The organism is Nostoc sp. FACHB-888 (genome assembly GCF_014696655.1).
GTDB lineage: Bacteria > Cyanobacteriota > Cyanobacteriia > Cyanobacteriales > Nostocaceae > Nostoc.
This window is the reverse complement of record NZ_JACJQM010000039.1, coordinates 18,469-38,900: the sequence shown is the minus strand read 5'-3', so window position 1 is coordinate 38,900 and position 20,432 is coordinate 18,469. Positions and strand designations below refer to the sequence as shown.

Here is a 20,432-nt window from a genome sequence, read left to right as displayed (position 1 = left end):
TTAAACTACACTTCGACCCAACTCTTGGAGAGGCTACGCTCAGTACAAGTCAGGGCAACGCAAGCTCTGTGACCACCGCAGGCATTGCTTACGTATCAAATAATCACCTTAAAGCCGGATCTAGAACTGCTGGTATTTATCTAAGGTTAAACAACATAAGAATATTTGTCACATACTAAGGTATAAAGTGTTCCAAAACATAACGCCCAAAATACACTATGAAGGCTTTTATCCCGGCATCTGTTAATAATTTATTAAGTAAATCCGTAATTTATTGGTTAATTTAAGCACTAACATTACACAGTTTTCGTTGGATAAACATCTGTAGAAGGGCGGGGTACTAATTCGTTATTTGAAAGAGGCAGGAGGAGCAAATCATTAAGGGTCAAATCCTCGATTTGATGCCACTGTTACATTAGCTTCCCGCTTTCTTGCGAGAGTTCAGTGGGGGTGTTTAAACCTTTGCTCCTTAGCATTGGCCGAAAGAAACTGTATAGATGCAACTACCGATCCCTGAACTAGGTTATGGTCATATTAAAACAGACGCGATTTAGTCACGTCTGTAAACTGTTTGGCGGATTTGCTGAGATTAATTGTTCTGAAGTTACATTGTTATGTAAGTTACTTATTCATCAAATAATTCATCATCTTGATCAGTGCTGCCATCTACTGACATTAGATTTTCTGGCGGACGCTCATGGTTAAGTTGGTTTAGTAGTGCCAGTACCTTATTACCGCGTTCTATAGAACGATCTTCGAGAAATAGTACTTCTGGTGTACGACGCAGTCGTACCCGCGCCCCAAGTTCGCTACGGACGTAACCTGTGGCCGACTTTAAGCCTGCCATTGTTTCTGCTTTAGCTTCATCTGTACCATAGATACTGACGTAGATTTTGGCGTGTTGGAGATCGCCGGAAACATCAACATCAGTAACACTTACCATTCCTGTACCCACACGGTCATCCTTGATGCCGTTGAGCAGCATTTGGCTAACTTCCCGTTTGATCAATTCAGCAACGCGGGAAACCCGGCGATTTGTAGCCATAAAAATTTCGCCTCCTCACAGAGGTTGTACAACAATATATGCAAGTTGGATAGACAGTACTTAGCGGGAGCAACGCCAAGAATAACCGTCTGTGGGGCACAGCCCCGATATAGCGCTAGTCTAGATTGTACTCAAGCCTAGCATTGCCCGTAAGGTGAGAGTAAGAAAGACTAGGCTGCTCACAAACAAACCCAAGATAGCGATTAAGGTAACTGGGCGCTTCAACAATGGCACTAACGGCGCAAAGGTGTTCAGAAACAGTCCTAAGACGATACTAATTAAGTACCGGGGGTAGCGAAAGACGTTATCCCAAAATCCGTCAAACATCTGAATGTAAACTGCCTTGTTATATACTTACGTTTGTTTTGATATGCTTTATCTACTTAATTGTAATCTATGCAGATGGAAAATTAGCCAGTTAATATAAAATATACTCCGTCGGTTATATTGGCTTTATTTAGTCACGATTATTTTAAATTAAATCGTAAATAAATGGGAATTCAAATCCTCAAGGAAACTAGCCCGCGTCCATTTTTGAAGTGGGCAGGGGGTAAAAGTAGGTTGATACAGCAATATATTCCTTATTTTCCCAACAGTTATAAAAATTACTATGAGCCATTCTTAGGTGGTGGTGCTGTTTTTTTCTATCTCCAACCAACCGCAGCAGTTTTAACTGATATTAATGCCGAATTAATTAATACTTATTGTTGTGTTCGAGATCATCTTGAGGAATTAATTTCTATATTGAAAGAGCATAAAACTCGACATGATCAAGATTATTACTATAGTGTCAGAAATAACTCCGGCGGTACTGATATAGAAAAAGCTGCTCGTCTAATTTATCTTAATAAGACTTGTTTTAATGGTCTTTATCGAGTCAATTCACAGGGTAAATTCAATGTACCTTTAGGCAGATATGAAAATCCCAATATTTGTTCTGAGGATTTACTGCGAACAGCCTCTGAAGCGCTTTCTACATCTAAAATTAAACAAGCAAATTTTGTTGATGTACTAAATTATGCTATAAGCAGTGATGATTTTATTTATTTTGACCCACCATACTATCCGGTAAGTGAAACTAGCTATTTTACAGCTTATAGTAGCGATCGCTTTGCTAAAGATCAGCAAGTTCAACTCAAAGATGTGTTTGAAAAATTAGCTGAACGTGGAGCCAAACTCATGCTATCTAATTCAGATTGTGAGTTTATTCGCAACCTTTATAGCAGTTTCAATATCCACACTATATCAGCATCTAGGGCAATTAATTCTAACGCCAAAAAGCGCGGAAGAATTACAGAAGTATTAGTGACTTCGTATTAAAGATTATTGTTAGACCAAGCAATGAATGAACTTAAATTATGAACAGAAAGAAGATTTCGATTGAGAACAACTTGTTTATCTAACCACGATACAGCTTGCGGTTTCATACCGCCACCGTCAATTAATACAACTGCTTGTGCAGGATAGCAATTTTGAATATTCAAGTTAAGGTAAGGAAGTTTTTCATCAACTGAACCGCTAGTTTGCTGCCATTTACACTCAATAATTAGCCCGGAAGAAACGGATGCAGCGCCAATAATGTAAAAGTTTACATATATATAGCTTCCATAAATTCCTGCTCCGATATAAACCTGCCTTGCATATCGTTTTGGTATAGTATTCGAGCTTAAAAGACATCCGAGGCGCTGTTTTTTTGGTAAATCAAAGCCCACTTGGACATATCCATGACCCACCCAGTAAAGTCCCTTCTACAGCTTTTTCCAAGACATTGCCAGAAGTAACTGCTCTTGCGCCTTGAGTCATCTTTATCCTGATTATCTTCAAAAGGTTTCCTGATTTTAGGATTCCCTAGAAGCAACAGTAAATGCTAGGTTATATAAATTTTTGATTTTTGATGCACAAGGCTAGATTTATTAGGTATGAAGTAGGAAAAATTTGGTATTTTTGTACTAAACAAATACAAATGTATTAATAATTTGGATCAGAAACAAGTTTTATGATCAAATCAATTATTGATTTAAGTGCAGTAATTAGAACGTAAATATAAGAAGTATGAATGTATTGACACTTCCCTCGCCTTTTAGCGAGGGGATTCTAGTTTTGTATATGTAACTTGCTAACCAAAGTAGGCATTAAGCCGAGATATCCATACTGTTGGCGAAATATTACTTAACAGGAAAACGTAATTGTTTGGTTTGTCCTGCTCGTTCCTAATTTACTTGTGCAAAAATAAAACCTCGTGGATTAAGCATACAAGTATCCCTTAACCTCTCTAATAGCTAGAATTGAGCTTGGAGAAATTTAGTTATTTCACCTTAGCTTCAACCCGTCTGGGCTTCAATATGACCGTTGCGGATAGCCCATGCTATTTCTAAAAGTTGAGTCCAGCGCTTTTGTAACTGTTTTGGGGTGCATTTGATGGTTTTGGCGATCGCTTGGTCGTTTTCCCGTGCAGTTTTTAACTGTAATATTTGCTGTTGCTGTTCTGTTAGTTGATTCACAAAGATTTCCCACTGCTGGGAAGATAAACCCAATTTTTGCTCTAAACCCGCACCTAACCATTGATGTACCAATTGCCAGTGGTGTTGTTTGGCAAACTTTTCTACGTGGTATTTAAAGCGTTGTTGGAGATAATCGCGCTGACGACTGGTTAAACCGAGAATTTGGTCAATTTCTGGGGCTGAAAGGTCTTGAAGTTTCAAGCTGAGGTAGTTCATACAGTCAGATTGACCTTGAGAATCCAGGTATTTCATCAATTCAGTGATGACGCGATCGCGTTCTGACTCTTCGGATGGATCGAAATTAGTTTGGGCAACCATTTGCGATCGCAGCTGTTGCACCGCCGAGTTACGCTGGTAAGATTCTGCTTCTTCACCCTTAGCAGACTCTACCGCCATTTCGATATCCACGGTAGTTTCTTGCGGCTGACGACGAGCAAAACCTTGGGCCCGCAAGATAATTAATTGCTGATTTGCACCACCAGGTAAATTGATCCGGCGTTTGGCATACTGTTCTGTAAATGCCATATATTCAGCTAGTTGCAGCTGAGTACGCGGTGTGTGATCATTAGGTAGTTCGTTTTCTCTGCGGAAAGCTTTGATAGCTTCGATATAAAATGCTTGTAGAAAATCTTCAATTAGGCTGTAACGAGCCTCAAAACCCAACTCAGAGCCGGATATAGTTACATGACGGTAAACCATAGCACCTAAATTGCTATGTAGTTCCACACGCCCTTGTTTTGAACCTAGTTGGTAGTAACGTAAGCACTTGTGCATCCGATGCCTTCCCAACGTAATCTGCCAGGATTTGATTTCCCCAGATGTTTGGATACGGGAGCTTTTATCGCAAATACGTTCTACTTCTATGGCTATTCGGTTTGCTAAAGCTTCTACACACCTGGGCGCTGCTTTCACTTGCGCTTGCATTTCGTGACACAGCAATTCAATCAAAGTCTCGCTGCTGTTGTCTGAAAATTCTTCAGTCGAAAGGTGGTTATCAAAAATGGGTGTAGAGTTTGGTAGATTAACGACGTTAGCTTTCATGACTTTTCCAGGGAGTAGTATTGCACCGTAATTACAACGCAGACACAGCAATCAAGACAGTCCTTGGCTTGTGAATTTTTAGGCATTCATCCATCAAAACTTGCCGCATATAATGCTCACATCTAAAGCTCATATATAAAACTACTGTAGGAAATACGAGAGAGTTACAGTTATGGCAATGTGTAGGTTTTTTCACAAGCCACCACATTGACGCTGGGACATAAGTACCGGCCATTTTCTCCAAGTTGTCAAATTTCTTGTTGTACCAACTGTTGCCACCATCCTGTCATATCCACTGTGTCACCAAACAGCCCATCGTAGACATCGCTTTTAAGTATGACAATTTCAAAACTGGAGTCGCTTTTATCACAATTTCCGAAACGGAGAGGTGCGCCTGTGAAGTTTAATTCTTATACCCATGCTGCTGCTGCTTCCCAACCTAAACCCCTCCGTATAATTACTGGTTCGTCTTCCGTCATATCCAAGATGGTAGATACCTCGTATGTAGGTTCTTGGCCAGTGTCTACAATTATGTCTACCAACTTGTCTAAAAGGTCAAACAACTCTACCCGCGACTGAACAGTTTCTGGATCTATCCGAATCATGCCATTATCTGCTTCATCTGGTGGCAGATGTGCTGAAGTTGAAATAATCGGATTGCCCAAGGCTGCCAGCAACTCCAAACACACAGTATGGTTTGGTACTCTAATTCCAGTAGTTTTCCGCTTGGGGCTTTGCACCAATCGCGGTACTAATTTAGTTGCTGGGAGCAAAAACGTGTATGGCCCTGGAATCAGGCGTTTCATAATCCGATAAGCTGTGTCACTTACGAAGGCATAAGTTGCCACATTTGAAAGCGAGGGACATAAAAATGTCAGTGGTTTATCATTTGCTAGCTGTTTAATTTGCCGCACTCGTTCTACCGCCGACTTGGCATTCAAATCACAACCGATCGCATAGACTGTATCAGTAGGGTAAAGCATGACTGCGCCACTAGAAAGCGCCGACTTTATTTCCTCTATTCGGCGAATTTGAGGATTATCCGGATGAACTGAGAAAATTTTTGCCATAGAAGGATTGGAGATTGGGGATAGGCGAGAATAACTAATGACTAATGACTAATGACTAATTTATTATGAATAAAATTGCTTATCTTCAATGCCCGACAGGAATCTCTGGTGATATGTGCCTAGGTGCTTTGGTAAGTTCGGGTGTTCCTGTGGAGTATTTAATTGAAAAACTCAATGAGTTGGGTATTGAACAGGAATATAAGTTAAGGGCGGAGTTTGTCCAACGTAATGGTCAGCAGGCGACTAAAGTTCATGTGGATTTAGTACACGATCATCATCACCACCACGACCACGAACACAATCACCATCACACACGCCACCTGCCAGAAATAGAGCAGATGATTCTCAAAGCGGGGTTGCCATCACGGGCAGAAGCTTGGAGTTTAGCGGTATTCCGACAGCTAGCAGTGGCAGAAGGAGCGGTGCATGGCATTTCTCCTGAAAAAGTTCATTTTCATGAAGTAGGTGCTATAGATGCGATCGTAGATATTGTGGGTACTTGCCTGGGGTTAGATTGGTTAGGGATTGAGAGTAATGACGAAGGATGGCCTCTACTTTACTGCTCGGCGTTCCCGACTGGTGGCGGCACTGTTCGGGCTGCACATGGTCAAATGGCAGTACCAGTACCAGCCGTATTAAAGCTGTGGGAAATGCGGGGTTGTCCAGTTTATAGCAATGGGATTGACAGAGAACTGGTGACACCAACAGGAGCTGCGATCGCTACTACTTTGGCAAGAGATTTTGGTTCACCACCTGCGATCGCTATCAAGCAGATAGGACTGGGAGCAGGAACCATAAATTTACCCATTCCCAATATTCTACGCCTCTGGCTGGGCGAAAGCGCAAGTTTACAGTCTAATTTCAGCGATTCGGAAGATACTAGCTCAAATTTAGAAACGATATCAGTACTAGAAACCCAAATTGATGATTTAAATCCCCAAGCGATCGGTTATGTGTTTGAGGCGTTGTTTGCTGCTGGTGCAGTGGATGTTTTTACCCAAGCGATCGCCATGAAAAAGTCCCGTCCAGGGATTTTGCTGACTGTGATTTGTCATCCAGAAAATTTGCTCAGTTGTGAAGGGGTTATATTCCGCGAAACTACAACTTTGGGTATTCGGCGAACAACTCAGCAACGTGCCATTTTACAACGGGAAATTCAACAAGTGGAAATTGAATATGGCAAAGTGCGTGTCAAAGTAGCATGGAAGGGACAATCACCAGAAAAAGTTATTGCAAATGTGCAGCCAGAATATGAAGATTGTGCAGAGTTAGCTCGAAAACATAATATTCCTTGGCGCGAAATTCAACGGCTGGCGCTACAGCGTTGGTATTCAGTCAATGACTGATGCAAATTCTTTATACCAAAGGTAAGCATAAAACCTTTGTACTGCTAACTAATGGGCAGCTAGGCAATTTGAAAAAAAGTATAAGTTTATGTTCGCAAAATAACCGATACAAAGAACCGCTCTTGAAACTCCGTCAAAGCCTCGATTTGCTCGTTACCGTAGTTCAAGCCTTGCGGTACGACAATCAACTTGTCATCTGCATCATCAATTCTCCTAATAATGGCAATACACTCACCTTCAAACTGGCTTAAAGGCTCGAATACGCCCAAAATATAAGCATCCACTTCCTCGCCATCTGGAGCAAGTGTGCCGGCAATGTAACCGTAATTAATCGGGTAGATATATTTGTGCTGCGGATGCCTGCTACCAAGTGGACGGTCAACAATGACAGTTACCTGGGTTGCAAGAAACTCTTTAATGTCTATTTGCATCTGGTTTCAGTTGTAGACAATATAATTTATGTCCGCGCAGATCATACCTATTTTGAGCCACAGTTCTGCAACCATAAGCAGGTTTTATCATCCAACGGAAGCAGATATGCTTTGAACCATAAATCGAGCAAAAGGTAACGTCAACTCAAGCTTTATAGCCAAAAGCAAAATCAAACTTTGCATTTATACATGAGCAAGAGTTTGTTTTTTGAACCATAACGTAAATATGAGTTTAAAAAACCTGTTCGGACGAAACTTGTACAAAATAAGCCAGTATTTTTATAAACTTTCATCCCAAAATATGATTCAAACGCTCATTTTATGATTCAAATCACAATAAGCAATCAAGCGGACATGACAGAATACAACGTCCTGACGCTACGCTCTAAAAATTGGCGTTTAAACCCACACGAAAAGTGAATCCAGGACTATAGATGCGATTAACTCGCTCATATTGCTCACCGAGTAAATTTTCTAAGTAAACTGTCAATCCTAAATTCCTAGTTAAAGGTACACGGCCGCTCAAATCTAAGTTCACAAAAGATGGTGCAAAATCTGTAATAGTGTCACCAGGGTTAGTAAAGAAGGCTCTACGAGTGCCACTATTGTACGTAACATACAAATTAGCCTGCCAACCTAAATTTTGATAACCCACGCCAGTTTGAAGTACAGAGTAGGGAATTAAACCTAACTGTAAACCTCTCTCTGAGCCTGTTTTTATTTGAGCATCTGTATAAGTATAGTTGAGGAAAGTTGACCAGCCAGCCGCAATTCTTAATTGCAATGCAACTTCTAAACCATTGGTATCTACTAATCCAATGTTTTCCCATCTTCCGGCGATGACTCCCAAGCGATCGCCTATACTACTACCAAAGTAAGTAAACTGTCCAATCAGATTTTCCGAAAAATTCACATCTACTCCGGCACTCCAAGTAGAGCCAGTTTCCGGTCTTAAATTAGGGTTAGGTTCCCACCCATGAACTGTATCATAAACATACAACTGATCTAACCCAGGATTGCGTTGTGCCCCTGCCCAACTTCCACGCACTGCTACTAATGGTGTGACCGCATAACGTAACCCAACACTAGGGTTGAGATAATTTCCAAACTGGCTGTCAAAGCTTTGTCTTAGCCCTAAATCTATCAGAAAATTATCGCTGATATTCCAAGTATTAACAGCAAATAAAGCTGTATTAAACAAACTCCTATCTTCAGTTTCATTATTGGCAATTCTATCAGGATTTGTACTTAAAACATCACCGATTAAGTCGGTGTTTTTCAAATCTAATCCCCAGCGTAATTTATTATTAGAAGTAATTTTCCATTCATGATCTACCCTGGCTGTAAGTTGTTGTGTATCTAAAGATGCTGTACGGTAAAATTCTCCAGTCGGGCCATAGGTGCTGAAATAATTTTGGTTATAACCAATTGAGGTTGTAAGATTGGAGCTTTCCCCATTACCTAGCCGAGTTTTCCAGGATAAGCCAACATTTAAACCATCGTGGTCTAATCTATCTCTTTGAAGAGGGGAACCGAAATAAATTAAGCCGCGACGACTGCTGAGTGCAGTAACATCTAAATTCAATGAATTTTTCTGATCTAAATCTAGACCAATGCTACCAAAATAGGTACTTGTAGCTGTGTCTGCATTTGATAAGAATCCCTGCTCATCACGATTTGCTGCGCCTACAGGGACGCGGTAACGGTTATCTATAAAGAATCTTTCAAAGCTAAAGTTGTAATTGACATTATTAGATGAACCACCATAGGTTACTTGTTGATTATTTAAATTTAATGAGCCAAATTCTACAATAGCGTTCAATTGCGGTTTGCCATAACCTTGTTTGGTAATGATATTCACAACTCCCCCAAAGGCTGAAGAACCATACAATGCAGAAGCTGTGCCGCTATATAATTCTACTCGTTCAATAGCCTCTACAGGGATGCTATTTAAGTCAGTTCCACCATGATAATTGTTAACATTATTATTAATTGGTCTGCCATTAATCAGAAATACAGACTGATTAATTGAGGCTCCCCGGTAATATGTACCTGTATGAATATCTGCACCATGACCTACATCATTGATAGCAAAACCAGGCATTCTTTTTAAAATATCGGCTAAACTTGTAGCGCCCTGTTTTTGAATTTCTTCTTTATCAATTACATAAGTTGGAGTAGATTGAGGTAGGTTGTCTGGTTCTGCAATTACTTCTATAGAAATATCTGCATCATCACTCGGAGTTTGCTCTGTTTCTGGCTGAGTTTCTGGATTAACTTCACTCGGTACAGATTGTTGAGTTAATAATTCGGCATTAGTAGCGGGTAGCTCAATTTCACTCAAACTCCGAATATTTGAAATGACTTCGGTTGATTTATCAGTATTTCTCTGCTTAATTTCATTCTCAGCAGCAAAACCAGGAAACGCTAGCAGTAAACTCGGTAAAGCAACTGTTAGCAACAAAAAATCCTTTTTCACGTTCTCTTTCACACCAACTAAAAACAGTCACCGCGTAGTATTGTTGCTGTAATAGTAAAATCATGTCAAAAGACACGCTGTCATATTTCCACAACTCAAATACTCCGATTTATCTCAGAAATCGGGGTATCTTGTTGTTCACAAATAATGCTATATCAGCCCTCAAAAATCTTCATCATCAACAAAAAATTCGGCATCGTCTTCCAATCGAGAATTACGCTGCCCAAAACTAGCAAGTCCCCACAGAGGTTGCAGCAGTGCCATGCCAATTAACCCTACACAGGCACTAAAAGCTAGCAGTAAACCCATTGGGATCTGAATCGATTGAAATGTTAAGAATTTTAAAGATACGGGTGTGGCGTTTTGGACTGAAATAATTGCGATCGCTATTACCCAAATAGCTATTATTAGGGTTGTCAAAAAAGGAGCAAAAGTTTTCATATTTTGATTTAAGGAGAAGCGAGAAGCTAGGAGCTATTAATTTAGAACCATAAATAAATGTTAATAAATATAAGTTAAGAATTATTAATTTCCCGAAGAAAGGCAGAGGGCAGGAGGCAGAAAATATATTTTTTTGCCCTCAGCAATCAAGGGTTTAAAGCCCCTAAATTTATTTATGGGGATTACCTCCAGCAAGAACTGCCTTGTCTACGACACGCTGCGCGAACGTCCTCCTGCCTCCTTAAAACTCTTAACTCCTCTTTCTTATGCCTCTAATTTAACAATGGCACTCTCTAACTCTCGCGCGATTTTGGTGAGTTTTTCGGGAGTGTTGGTTTCTAGGTAGACGCGCATCAGTGGTTCTGTACCAGAAGGACGCAGCAGCACCCAGCTCCCTTCTTCTAAATACAGCTTAATACCGTCTTTACGCCCCACTTCCTTGACTTTAATTCCTGCTACCTCTGTAGGTGGATTTTTAGTAAAGGAGTCGATGACGGCGGTTTTGTGAGCCTCTGTGAGGTGCAAGTCAAGGCGGTTGTTGTAAAGGGGGCCATCGGCTTCTACGATCGCTTCTTTGACAAGTTGACTCAGGGGTTTGCCTTCATAAGCGATCGCTTCTGCCACCAGCATATCGGCTAAAATCCCGTCTTTTTCGGGAATATGCCCAATAATACTCAAACCGCCTGATTCTTCTCCACCAATTAATACGGCAGTTTCTCGCATTTTTTCGCCGATGTATTTAAAACCAACTGCTGTCTCATAAATTTGCAGTCCATTTTTAGCAGCGAAATTATCTAGCAGGTGGGTTGTCGCTACAGTGCGAACGATAGCCCCTGTTTTACCTCTATTTTTGATTAAATGACGCGCTAGAACTAACAGTACAGTATTAGGAGTAAGAACGGTTCCTTGTTCATCAACGATACCAAAGCGATCGCTATCTCCATCCGTTGCCAAGCCCAAATCAGCTTGATCGTGAAGTACTGCTTCCATTAATTCAACTAATTGTTCTCCTTTGGGTTCTGGCATTCCACCCCCAAATAAAACATCCCTCCAATCGTGGAAACTCTCTAATTGAACGCCACAATGTTGCAAAACTTTATCTAAATAGCCGCGAGAGGTAGAATACAAAGCATCGTACTTTACCCTTAAATTAGCGCTTTTGATCTTTTCTATATCAAGTAGGGTGTAGATAAATTGTAAATAATCTGGTTTCGGATCGAAAATTGAAATTGAACCTGATGGGTTGCTTCCAGGCAACTTATCCGATGCACTTTCTATATTTGCCACAATAGTATCAGTAATCTCTGGAGTGGCAGGCCCGGCATAATCGGGTATATATTTAATTCCACAGTAGGGTGCTGGATTATGACTAGCAGTAAACATTAACGCCCCAGCAGAATTTAGATGACGGGCGTTGTAGGCAATTACTGGTGTAGGGCAATCCTGATTAGTAATTTTTACAGTCCAACCTAAATCTGCTAAAACTTGGGCCGCTGTTTGGGCAAACTGGTCAGCTAAAAAGCGAGTATCGTAGGCAATAAGTACTGGTCTGTCTTTTGTGTAGGCTGTTTCCAAATAAGCGGCGATTGCCCTTGTTACTTTCCGCACATTGGGGAAAGTAAAGTCATCGGCAATAATCCCTCGCCATCCATCAGTACCAAACTTTATCTTGCTGGACATTTTTGCCACTTGCCCCCGTACATTATCAGTACTATCAAAGCTTCCCGCAAAGGGTGTGTAGCAGTAAGTATCCTCCGAAGTTCTTTTCTAAGCAAACCTTAGCTTAAACTTCTCCCCCCGTATTTTCTCTCACTGTTTCTGAGCAATGTCAACCCCCGATCGACCTTTTGCCAGTTATCACCTTTGGTCTCTAGTTGCCCCAGCGACTGGGCAAGAACGCTGGCATTGCCAGATGAGACGGGGGTTTATCAAAGCACGGCAACACGAACCACAAGTTAAAGCCCTTTTAACCCAAGCCACCGCGCCCCAGAGGATTGGCATACTTGCCCAAAAAGGCATTTATGAGTTTCATCATCACAGGTATCTGTTGAAGCAAGCCGATGGTGTAGAAAGAGTTGCACAGCTACTTAAATTAGGCAACTCAAGCGATCAAGTCCAGCAACGCGTGCTGCAAATCCTGAAAAAATATCATGATGCGCCGTTGCTTTTGGATAAAGATATTATCCAATTAACTCCGGGTGATGAAGGCTTTCCTAAACCGATAGTAGTTGAACAAGAAGATTATTGCTTTCGCTTATATGCGGCTATGGACTGCGTTTTCATTGAGTCTGATGACACTTTACATATTTTAGATTTCAAAACTGGTAAGTCGGCTTTTGACCGACGACAGGCATTAGTTTATTTGGTAGCTGCTCGTTATCTTTACCCTGGACGGGAAGCCGTTGCATCATTTTATAATTTAGAAATATGTAAAAAATCTGAGTTAATTAGCATCAATAATAGTGAATTAGAATACTTAAAATTTGAGTTAGCTAATATTGCCCACAAGCACCAGCACGATTTGCAAAAATATCAGGAAGAAACTAGTAATTTCAGTAAAATTTTCCCTCCCAATCCTGGCTCTCACTGCCGCTTTTGTCCATTTAACTCAATCTGTGAGTTTGCTAATTTTAAGCAGCATCAATCGTATCCAATGCCTAGTTTAAGAGTTAATAGCTAGTGGGGGGCAGGAGGCAGGGAGCAGGGAGTAGGGAGTAGGGAGCAGGGAGTAGGGGGCAGAATAAAAAATTACCTCTTTCCCCTCTGCTCCAAGCTTTGTGCCCCTCTGCCTCTTTCCAATCCCCAACGCCCAATTCCCTAATTTAAAAAGGCGGTAATTCTTTAAGAATTGTGAACCGAATATGATTTATCGCCAAATCGCCAATGGGGATATCTTCTTTGGTTAGCCGTTCACCTTGACTTGTGACGGTTTCAAAGGTGATACCTTTACCAATTTCAATGTGATACCAGCATAAGCCCATAAAAAAGCGCGTCGGATAAGGGCCACCTTCACCTATATCATCAGGATTTGATTCCATTGGCAACCAGCCAAAATTCGGGACGTAGAACTCCAGCCAAACATGATTAAAGTCGGGTTGTAGCGGTACTCCTACGAAGTCACTATGGGGAGGACATTTGTATCTACCTACAGTACGGCAGGGGATGCCATTTAAACGGGATAGGGCAAGTAAAACCCCGACATATTCGCCACAGGAACCAACACCCCGTTCTAAAACTGTATCTGGCGTGTCAATGTAAGGTTTAATACCATAAGACAACTCATCATAGACGTAGTTGCGGATGCTGTGCATTTTCCGCAGGACATTGGTTTCAGAACCGATCGCTTCTCTGGCGGCACGGCGAACAATGGTAGTATCCATTGCTAAATCGTCGTCATCTACTAGGTAGCGCGTTTGTAATTCTGGGGAAAGATCAGGAACGTTTTCCATATCTCTGGGTGTGATGCGATACTTAATGCCTCGAACTTCCAAAAGTGCTTTCCAGCCAAATATATGCCGTTCTCCTGGAGCAAGAGAATCAAATTTGAAGACTGCTACACGTTGCCCTTGTATCACTTCTTCAGTAAAAGGTATACCAATGGGTTCAACGTGTTTCACCTTTTGACGTTCAGTTTCGGATGGTAAGGCGATGCGCCATTCGACATCAGGTAAATAAACCTCGTCTAAGGGTGCAATTTCCTCAGCATAAGACATTTCAATCAGATAGCCATTAGAGAGGGCGTAGCGCTTATCTGGATCGTAATGATAGTACAGAGGGTGAATAAAAGTGCGATCGCGGAATGTTAGCTCATGACTCGGATCAGCATTGGGGTTGTCCCGAATATAAGCCTCCTCTGAGGCATAAGCGACGTAAATACTTTCTTTGCCTGTTTCGGCATTTTTATGGATTGCTATGCCTGTGGGACATTCAAAGGGGGTCAAGACACTGAATTGAAGTTCTCCTGTGGCCCTGTCCATCGCGTAAACTGATTGTTCGGTGCGATCGCAAATCCACAGCATTTCCTGAGTGACTGCTAAATTCTCTATCCCAACTCCAGGGGCATAAAATTTGGTAATCTCTTTTCGCGTTTCGCGGTCATAAACCAGAATGTAGCCCAGCCGTTGGCAGGTGATATAAACTGTTGTTTCCCAAACAGCAACGCCGTCAGCAGGATAAGGCAATGTCACAAAATGTTCTAGACCCAAAACATTGAGATTGCACAAGTAAACACTATTTTCTCGGCTCACCCACAGGGTATCTTCCCACGCAGCTAGACCAGTGACATCAGTAAATTCTTTAACTTGATGAGGATTGAGAATTTTGCTGTTGTCAGAGGTCGGATCAATTTCTAGTAGATGCCCTTTAATACTATCAATGCCAATCAGTCTGTCTTTAATGAAAGTAATGCCACACAGGGTAGCAGCAGTAAGCGGTCGAATTGTTTTTTGCCCAAACATCTGGCTAACGGTCGTGGGGAGTGCAAAACTCATATTAAGCATATTTATTGAATGGTTTAGCGCACCTGGGCAATTCAAAATTTAAAATTCTTCTTGAAAAGTTTGCTAAATCGGGAAACCTTCCTGACACGCCAGTTCGCTTGAGCGAGGAAATACATAAGCGACTGGGTCAACTTTCCGCAAAATTAAAAATTTTCGCGTAGCGTCTCAAAGATAAGGAATGCAATCGGGACATGCATCCTAGCTGTTGATTACGGAATATAAATGAAAGCAATGGCAGCCTAAAATTAATTTTGGCATATCCTCTGTAACAAAGCTTCAAAGCTCTATTACTTATAATTATCAGTAAAATGTGTTCCGATAAAATCTTTCGTGAGAAATAATACTATGTCAAAATAGGAGGAATTCACAAATGTTAAGAATTACATATATATTCATTAAGAAAGGTAGGAGGAAAAATGCCCTCACTCTTGAACTGCTGCGACTAGAGCGAGCTTGGGTTTAAGACCCCCACTTAAACGATAGTTCAGTGACTTCAATTAACTTCAATTTATGCGGTGTTGAATCCCCAACTGAAAAGCTCCTTCTGCCTCCTGCCTTCTTCATACAACTGAGCGATCGCCTTAATGTAACTTTAGAAGATGGAATTCCTGCCATCACTAAATTATGATCGAATTCTATAACCATTCCTGTGACCTACACGATGTCTGCTAATTCTCTGCCTGAAGGTGCCGCCGTTTGGCATAGTTTAGAAATTGATAAAGCGTTAGACCTGCTCGATAGTAACGCAGACAGTGGTTTAACACCCCAAGAAATTCAACAGAGGTTGCAAAAATACGGCCCCAACGAACTTCAAGAAACTGCTGGCCGTAGTACTTGGGAAATTCTGCTGGATCAGTTCAAGAACATTATGTTGTTGATGCTGATTGGCGTAGCTCTGATTTCTGGGATTTTAGACCTGGTGGCTTTGCGGGCGGGCGATTTGAAGCCTGGTGAAGTGCCATTTAAAGATACGATCGCTATCTTAGCAATTGTCATCCTTAATGGCATACTTGGCTACGTCCAAGAAAGCCGCGCCGAAAAAGCCTTGGCAGCCTTGAAAAAACTCACCTCTCCCTTAGTGCGAGTCATCCGCAACACCAGATTGGTAGAGATAGCAGCCAAGGAACTAGTTCCAGGGGATATAATGCTGCTGGAAGCCGGGATGCAGATAGCGGCAGATGGACGCTTGATTGAACAGTCGAATTTACAAGTGCGTGAGTCGGCACTGACAGGTGAAGCCCAATCTGTGAATAAACAGGCAACGTTAAAATTGCCAGAAGAAGCAGATCTAGGCGATCGCATCAATTTAGTATTTCAAGGAACCGAAGTAATCCAAGGACGGGGGAAGGTTCTGGTAACTAACACTGGCATGACAACAGAACTAGGCAAAATTGCCACTATGTTGCAGTCGGTGGAAAGTGAACCTACGCCGTTACAGCAGCGGATGACTCAATTAGGCAACGTTCTGGTTACGGGTTCTTTAATTCTCGTTGCCATTGTTGTCGTCGGTGGCGTTATCCAGGCAAGAGGCTTTAGCAACATCCAAGAACTCTTGGAAGTTTCTTTAAGTATGGCGGTTGCTGTGGTGCCAGAAGGTTTACCAGCTGTAATTACCGTCACCCTGGCACTGGGAACCCAGCGAATGGTGCGTCAGAATGCCTTAATTCGCAAACTGCCAGCAGTGGAAACATTAGGTTCTGTAACTACCATTTGTTCTGATAAAACCGGTACGCTGACTCAAAACAAAATGGTGGTGCAATCGGTTTTCACCAATAACAGAAGTTTTCGCGTCACCGGCGCAGGTTATGCTCCCACGGGGGACTTTCAGTTAGATGGTCAAAAAATTTCTTTAGAGGAGTCTCCAGAAATCTCAGCTTTGTCAGTCGCCTGTGCTGTTTGTAATGATTCAGTCTTACAAAAAGAACAAGGTGAATGGGCAATCTTGGGCGATCCTACAGAGGGAGCATTAGTCACCTTGGCGGGAAAAGCTGGAATTGAAAAAGACCAGTGGAACAGTAAATTACCTCGCGTTGCCGAGTTTCCCTTTTCCTCGGAACGTAAGCGGATGAGCGTGATTTCCCAGGTGGAGGGAGTCGCTACAGGTGATGCATCTTCGAGAGGCGTTGACCCTGCGATCGCTAATTTTCTCCAATCTGAACCTTACTTAATGTTTACTAAAGGTTCTCCAGAGTTAATTTTGGCGCGTTCAACTCAAATTCATTTGGCCAATCACTCAGCCCCCTTAACCGAAGCACAACGCCAGAAAATTTTGGCAGAAAATGACCAAATGGCGAGTAAAGGTTTGCGGGTACTAGGTTTTGCCTACAAACCCCTGGCACAGATTCCACCGGAAGGTTCAGATGAAACATCCGAACAAAAGTTAGTGTGGCTGGGGTTGGTGGGAATGCTGGATGCACCACGCCCAGAGGTGAGGGCAGCAGTCCAAGAGTGTCGGGATGCAGGCATTCGCCCAGTAATGATTACTGGCGATCACCAGTTAACAGCACGAGCGATCGCTACCGATTTGGGAATTGCTCAAGAAGGCGATCGCGTCCTCACAGGTCAAGAATTGCAACGAATGAGTGACCAGGAACTAGAGCAAAACGTTGACCTAGTGAGCATCTATGCTAGGGTTTCCCCAGAACACAAACTGCGAATTGTCCAAGCACTGCAACGCCGGGGCAGATTCGTGGCGATGACAGGTGATGGCGTTAACGATGCCCCAGCCCTCAAACAAGCCGACATCGGTATTGCGATGGGCATTACTGGCACTGATGTCAGTAAAGAAGCCAGTGACATGGTATTACTTGATGACAACTTCGCCACCATTGTCAGTGCCACCAAGGAAGGTAGAGTTGTCTACACCAATATTCGCCGCTTTATTAAATACATTCTGGGCAGTAACATTGGCGAAGTTATCACCATTGCAGCTGCACCCCTAATTGGTTTAGGAGGGGTTCCCCTTACCCCCTTGCAAATTCTCTGGATGAACTTGGTAACAGACGGTTTACCAGCCTTAGCATTAGCTGTGGAACCTCCAGAACCGGATGTGATGCAGCGTCCGCCTTTTAGCCCCCGCGAAAGTATTTTCGCTAGGGGATTGGGTTCTTACATGATTCGCATTGGGATAATTTTTGCCATTATCAGCATTGCCTTAATGTGGTGGGCTTATCAACATACCCATGCCCCTGAGTATCAGGGCAATCGGGATACTTGGAAGACAATGGTATTCACTACCTTATGTCTCGCCCAAATGGGTCATGCGATCGCCATTCGCTCTAACAACCGACTGGCCATCGAGATGAATCCCTTCTCCAATATATTTGTACTAGCGGCTGTTGTCGTGACTACAATTTTGCAGTTGATGCTAGTTTACGTCCCACCCCTGCGAGATTTCTTTGGTACTCACTATCTGAATCTGCAAGAGTTGGGGATTTGTATTGGCTTCAGTGCCTTAATGTTTGTGTGGATTGAAGCGGAGAAGATATTTCTGCGGATTATGGGCAAGAAGGCTGTGTAAATTGGGCATGGGGCACTTGTACTGAGCGTACTCCTATGGAGAAGCCGTAAAGCCTGCGGCATAGCTACGCTTCGGGCGCAGCCTAAGAAGAGAAGTATTGGTGATTAATAATTTTCCTCTACCCCTCTGCTCCCCTGTTTCTTCTTTGTCTCACCTTCTCCAATGCCCAATCCCCAATGCCCCATGCCCAATCCTCACTATGTACCTGAAAACTCTAAACCTCCGACAATTTCGCAATTACCAAGACCAACAGGTTGAGTTTAATGCTGCCAAAACAATTTTGGTAGGTAATAACGCTCAGGGAAAGTCGAATTTGTTGGAGGCGGTGGAGTTACTGGCGACATTGCGATCGCACCGTATGACCCGCGATCGCGATTTAGTTCAAGAAGGGGAAGCCGTAGCCCAAATTAATGCCACCCTTGAGCGGCAAACAGGCATTAGTGACCTTAGGTTAACGCTGCGCCGCAATGGTCGACGTACCGTTGCTCTCAATGGTGAATTTATCCGCCGTCAAATGGATTTTCTCGGCGTTCTCAATGCAGTCCAATTTTCCAGCCTGGATTTAGACCTAGTACGCGGCGGCCCGGAAGGTCGCCGCAACTGGTTAGATACACTCTTAATTCAACTTGAACCAGTTTATGCTCACATTTTGCAGCAGTATAACCATGTGTTACGCCAGCGCAATGCTTTTTTAAAACGCCATATAGAAACATTGGATGCAACGTCTCTACACTCAGAATTGGCTGTGTGGGATGCACAGTTAGCTACTACAGGAACCAGAGTAATTAGACGACGCGATCGCGCCATCCAAAGATTAGCTCCCATTGCTAGTGCTTGGCACGCCAGTATTAGCGGCAGTACAGAAGTTCTGCATATCAATTACCTGCCTAATATTATTTCAGAGGATAACCATCCAGAAGAAGTGCAGCAAGCTTTTTTAGCAAAAATTCAGCAGCGAGCCGTTGCTGAAATGCACCAAGGCACTACTCTTGTCGGCCCCCATCGTGACGAAATAGAATTAACTATTAACCAGACACCCGCTCGTCAATACGGTTCTCAAGGTCAACAACGAACGCTGGTTCTAGCCTTAAAATTAGCCGAATTACAATTAATTGAAGAAGTCGTCAAAGAGCCACCATTGCTATTACTTGATGATGTTCTTGCCGAACTCGATTTATCGCGCCAAAATCAATTGCTCGATGCCATTCAAGACCGCTTTCAGACCCTAATTACTACTACTCATTTGGGTTCTTTTGATTCCCAATGGTTGAAATCCTCTCAAATTGTTTTTGTAAAAGCAGGAGAGATAATCCAACAGTAATTATGAATTACGCTGATGTTTTTCTAGCCTTTTAAAAACGGTAAGAACCAAAAAAGTCAACAAAGCAGCGATTAATGCTAACTGCCATAAACCACAGCCAGCAGCAATTCCCAAAGCAGCCGAAACCCAAATAGCTGCTGCTGATGTAAGTCCGTGAATTTCAAGTTGCTGTGATTCTTGAGAAGATTGGCGCACAATTTCTCCAGCACCGAGAAATCCTACACCGGCTGCAATCCCCTGGATCACGCGGCTAAGTGCATCATCACTGGGCTGTGACCCATCTGCTTGCATAATTATGAGAGTAAACATGGCTGAACCGAAACTCACCAGCATATGAGTTCTTAAACCGGCTGGTTTATGCCTAATTTGGCGTTCTAAGCCGATAATTGCTCCAATAACCAATGCAAGGCACAGCCTGAAGCTGATATTTAGCCAATCATTAGTTGCAAGGTAGTAAGTGTTTAACAATGCTTAGTCTGGGGTAGAGAATTTTATATACTAGTACAGCACAGTAGAAATCCAGTTACCATATAAATTAACAAGAATTGAGACAAAATCCCATTGTTAAAGGTAGGCAAACTTTCGCTATAGCTATTAGATTAATTAATATTTTTACAAAAATAGCGCAAAAATATTTTAATCTTTTATTGATGGAGTCTAATTCAACAAGTACTATCTAAGAGCCTATATGATATTTAAATTCTATCAATTCGATAATGCTTTTTTAAATAAAAAAAT

The 20,432-nt window shown here is 42.3% G+C and carries 15 protein-coding genes and 1 pseudogene; 5 read left to right on the top strand and 11 right to left on the bottom strand.

Going from position 1 to position 20,432, the window contains the following annotated elements; translation table 11 throughout:
- Positions 1 to 625: 625 nt before the first annotated feature.
- Both rbfA and H6G26_RS22245 read right to left on the bottom strand, forming a co-directional pair.
- Positions 626 to 1,045, bottom strand: a complete 420-nt coding sequence (gene rbfA, locus H6G26_RS22250; RefSeq protein WP_190731328.1) for a 30S ribosome-binding factor RbfA — start codon at positions 1,043 to 1,045, stop codon at positions 626 to 628.
- Positions 1,046 to 1,165: 120 nt separating this feature from the next.
- Positions 1,166 to 1,372 carry a DUF751 family protein gene (locus H6G26_RS22245; protein ID WP_190731327.1) on the bottom strand — a complete coding sequence of 69 codons (207 nt, stop codon included), beginning with the start codon at positions 1,370 to 1,372 and terminating at the stop codon, positions 1,166 to 1,168.
- A 165-nt stretch (positions 1,373 to 1,537) separates the two neighbouring features.
- Here H6G26_RS22245 and H6G26_RS22240 point away from each other — a divergent pair, with 165 nt between their 5' ends.
- Positions 1,538 to 2,365 (top strand): DNA adenine methylase, encoded by an 828-nt coding sequence (locus H6G26_RS22240; RefSeq protein WP_190731326.1) that lies wholly within the window; start codon positions 1,538 to 1,540, stop codon positions 2,363 to 2,365.
- Here the strand turns inward: H6G26_RS22240 and H6G26_RS22235 are convergent.
- From H6G26_RS22235 to H6G26_RS22225, 3 genes and pseudogenes are all read right to left on the bottom strand, one after another.
- Positions 2,362 to 2,848 (bottom strand): annotated as a pseudogene (locus H6G26_RS22235) (PD-(D/E)XK nuclease superfamily protein). The gene H6G26_RS22240 and the pseudogene H6G26_RS22235 sit on opposite strands and share 4 nt — an antisense overlap.
- A gap of 518 nt (positions 2,849 to 3,366) precedes the next feature.
- Entirely contained in the window at positions 3,367 to 4,587 is a 1,221-nt protein-coding gene (locus tag H6G26_RS22230) for a HetZ-related protein (protein ID WP_190731325.1), read from the bottom strand.
- A 410-nt stretch (positions 4,588 to 4,997) separates the two neighbouring features.
- On the bottom strand, positions 4,998 to 5,657 hold the full coding sequence (locus H6G26_RS22225; protein ID WP_190731324.1) for an L-threonylcarbamoyladenylate synthase: 660 nt from the start codon (positions 5,655 to 5,657) through the stop codon (positions 4,998 to 5,000).
- Positions 5,658 to 5,722: 65 nt separating this feature from the next.
- Here H6G26_RS22225 and larC point away from each other — a divergent pair, with 65 nt between their 5' ends.
- Positions 5,723 to 7,003, top strand: a complete 1,281-nt coding sequence (gene larC, locus H6G26_RS22220) for a nickel pincer cofactor biosynthesis protein LarC (protein ID WP_190731323.1) — start codon at positions 5,723 to 5,725, stop codon at positions 7,001 to 7,003.
- A gap of 86 nt (positions 7,004 to 7,089) precedes the next feature.
- Here larC and H6G26_RS22215 read toward each other — a convergent pair whose 3' ends face one another.
- The 4 genes from H6G26_RS22215 to H6G26_RS22200 all read right to left on the bottom strand — a co-directional run bounded on the left by H6G26_RS22215 (position 7,090) and on the right by H6G26_RS22200 (position 12,034).
- Positions 7,090 to 7,434 carry an inorganic diphosphatase gene (locus H6G26_RS22215; RefSeq protein ID WP_190731322.1) on the bottom strand — a complete coding sequence of 115 codons (345 nt, stop codon included), beginning with the start codon at positions 7,432 to 7,434 and terminating at the stop codon, positions 7,090 to 7,092.
- 385 nt (positions 7,435 to 7,819) lie between these two features.
- Positions 7,820 to 9,913, bottom strand: a complete 2,094-nt coding sequence (locus H6G26_RS22210; RefSeq protein WP_190731321.1) for a TonB-dependent receptor — start codon at positions 9,911 to 9,913, stop codon at positions 7,820 to 7,822.
- A 162-nt stretch (positions 9,914 to 10,075) separates the two neighbouring features.
- On the bottom strand, positions 10,076 to 10,354 hold the full coding sequence (locus tag H6G26_RS22205) for a LapA family protein (RefSeq protein ID WP_190731320.1): 279 nt from the start codon (positions 10,352 to 10,354) through the stop codon (positions 10,076 to 10,078).
- Positions 10,355 to 10,618: 264 nt separating this feature from the next.
- Positions 10,619 to 12,034 (bottom strand): phosphoglucomutase/phosphomannomutase family protein, encoded by a 1,416-nt coding sequence (locus tag H6G26_RS22200; protein WP_190731319.1) that lies wholly within the window; start codon positions 12,032 to 12,034, stop codon positions 10,619 to 10,621.
- Between the two features lie 145 nt (positions 12,035 to 12,179).
- Here H6G26_RS22200 and H6G26_RS22195 point away from each other — a divergent pair, with 145 nt between their 5' ends.
- A complete protein-coding gene (locus H6G26_RS22195; RefSeq protein WP_190731318.1) occupies positions 12,180 to 13,034 on the top strand; it encodes a PD-(D/E)XK nuclease family protein in 855 nt (284 codons plus the stop codon).
- A gap of 142 nt (positions 13,035 to 13,176) precedes the next feature.
- On the opposite strand, the gene H6G26_RS22190 is transcribed toward H6G26_RS22195, so the two are convergent.
- Positions 13,177 to 14,844 carry a transglutaminase family protein gene (locus tag H6G26_RS22190; protein ID WP_190731317.1) on the bottom strand — a complete coding sequence of 556 codons (1,668 nt, stop codon included), beginning with the start codon at positions 14,842 to 14,844 and terminating at the stop codon, positions 13,177 to 13,179.
- 670 nt (positions 14,845 to 15,514) lie between these two features.
- On the opposite strand from H6G26_RS22190, the gene H6G26_RS22180 reads away from it, so the two are divergent.
- A complete protein-coding gene (locus tag H6G26_RS22180; RefSeq protein ID WP_190731315.1) occupies positions 15,515 to 18,373 on the top strand; it encodes a cation-translocating P-type ATPase in 2,859 nt (952 codons plus the stop codon).
- Positions 18,374 to 18,572: 199 nt separating this feature from the next.
- Entirely contained in the window at positions 18,573 to 19,694 is a 1,122-nt protein-coding gene (gene recF / locus H6G26_RS22175; protein ID WP_190731314.1) for a DNA replication/repair protein RecF, read from the top strand.
- On the opposite strand, the gene H6G26_RS22170 is transcribed toward recF, so the two are convergent.
- Positions 19,695 to 20,162: an MgtC/SapB family protein gene (locus H6G26_RS22170; protein ID WP_190731313.1), complete on the bottom strand. Its 468-nt coding sequence runs from the start codon at positions 20,160 to 20,162 to the stop codon at positions 19,695 to 19,697.
- Positions 20,163 to 20,432: the final 270 nt, after the last annotated feature.

Excerpts from the sequence above, each read along its gene's own strand:
- rbfA (WP_190731328.1), bottom strand. The coding sequence starts at position 1,045 with ATGGCTACAAATCGCCGGGTTTCCCGCGTTGCTGAATTGATCAAACGG.
- H6G26_RS22245 (WP_190731327.1), bottom strand. The coding sequence starts at position 1,372 with ATGTTTGACGGATTTTGGGATAACGTCTTTCGCTACCCCCGGTACTTA.
- H6G26_RS22240 (WP_190731326.1), top strand. The coding sequence starts at position 1,538 with ATGGGAATTCAAATCCTCAAGGAAACTAGCCCGCGTCCATTTTTGAAG.
- H6G26_RS22230 (WP_190731325.1), bottom strand. The coding sequence starts at position 4,587 with ATGAAAGCTAACGTCGTTAATCTACCAAACTCTACACCCATTTTTGAT.
- H6G26_RS22225 (WP_190731324.1), bottom strand. The coding sequence starts at position 5,657 with ATGGCAAAAATTTTCTCAGTTCATCCGGATAATCCTCAAATTCGCCGA.
- larC (WP_190731323.1), top strand. The coding sequence starts at position 5,723 with ATGAATAAAATTGCTTATCTTCAATGCCCGACAGGAATCTCTGGTGAT.
- H6G26_RS22215 (WP_190731322.1), bottom strand. The coding sequence starts at position 7,434 with ATGCAAATAGACATTAAAGAGTTTCTTGCAACCCAGGTAACTGTCATT.
- H6G26_RS22205 (WP_190731320.1), bottom strand. The coding sequence starts at position 10,354 with ATGAAAACTTTTGCTCCTTTTTTGACAACCCTAATAATAGCTATTTGG.
- H6G26_RS22200 (WP_190731319.1), bottom strand. The coding sequence starts at position 12,034 with ATGTCCAGCAAGATAAAGTTTGGTACTGATGGATGGCGAGGGATTATT.
- H6G26_RS22195 (WP_190731318.1), top strand. The coding sequence starts at position 12,180 with ATGTCAACCCCCGATCGACCTTTTGCCAGTTATCACCTTTGGTCTCTA.
- H6G26_RS22190 (WP_190731317.1), bottom strand. The coding sequence starts at position 14,844 with ATGAGTTTTGCACTCCCCACGACCGTTAGCCAGATGTTTGGGCAAAAA.
- H6G26_RS22180 (WP_190731315.1), top strand. The coding sequence starts at position 15,515 with ATGTCTGCTAATTCTCTGCCTGAAGGTGCCGCCGTTTGGCATAGTTTA.
- recF (WP_190731314.1), top strand. The coding sequence starts at position 18,573 with ATGTACCTGAAAACTCTAAACCTCCGACAATTTCGCAATTACCAAGAC.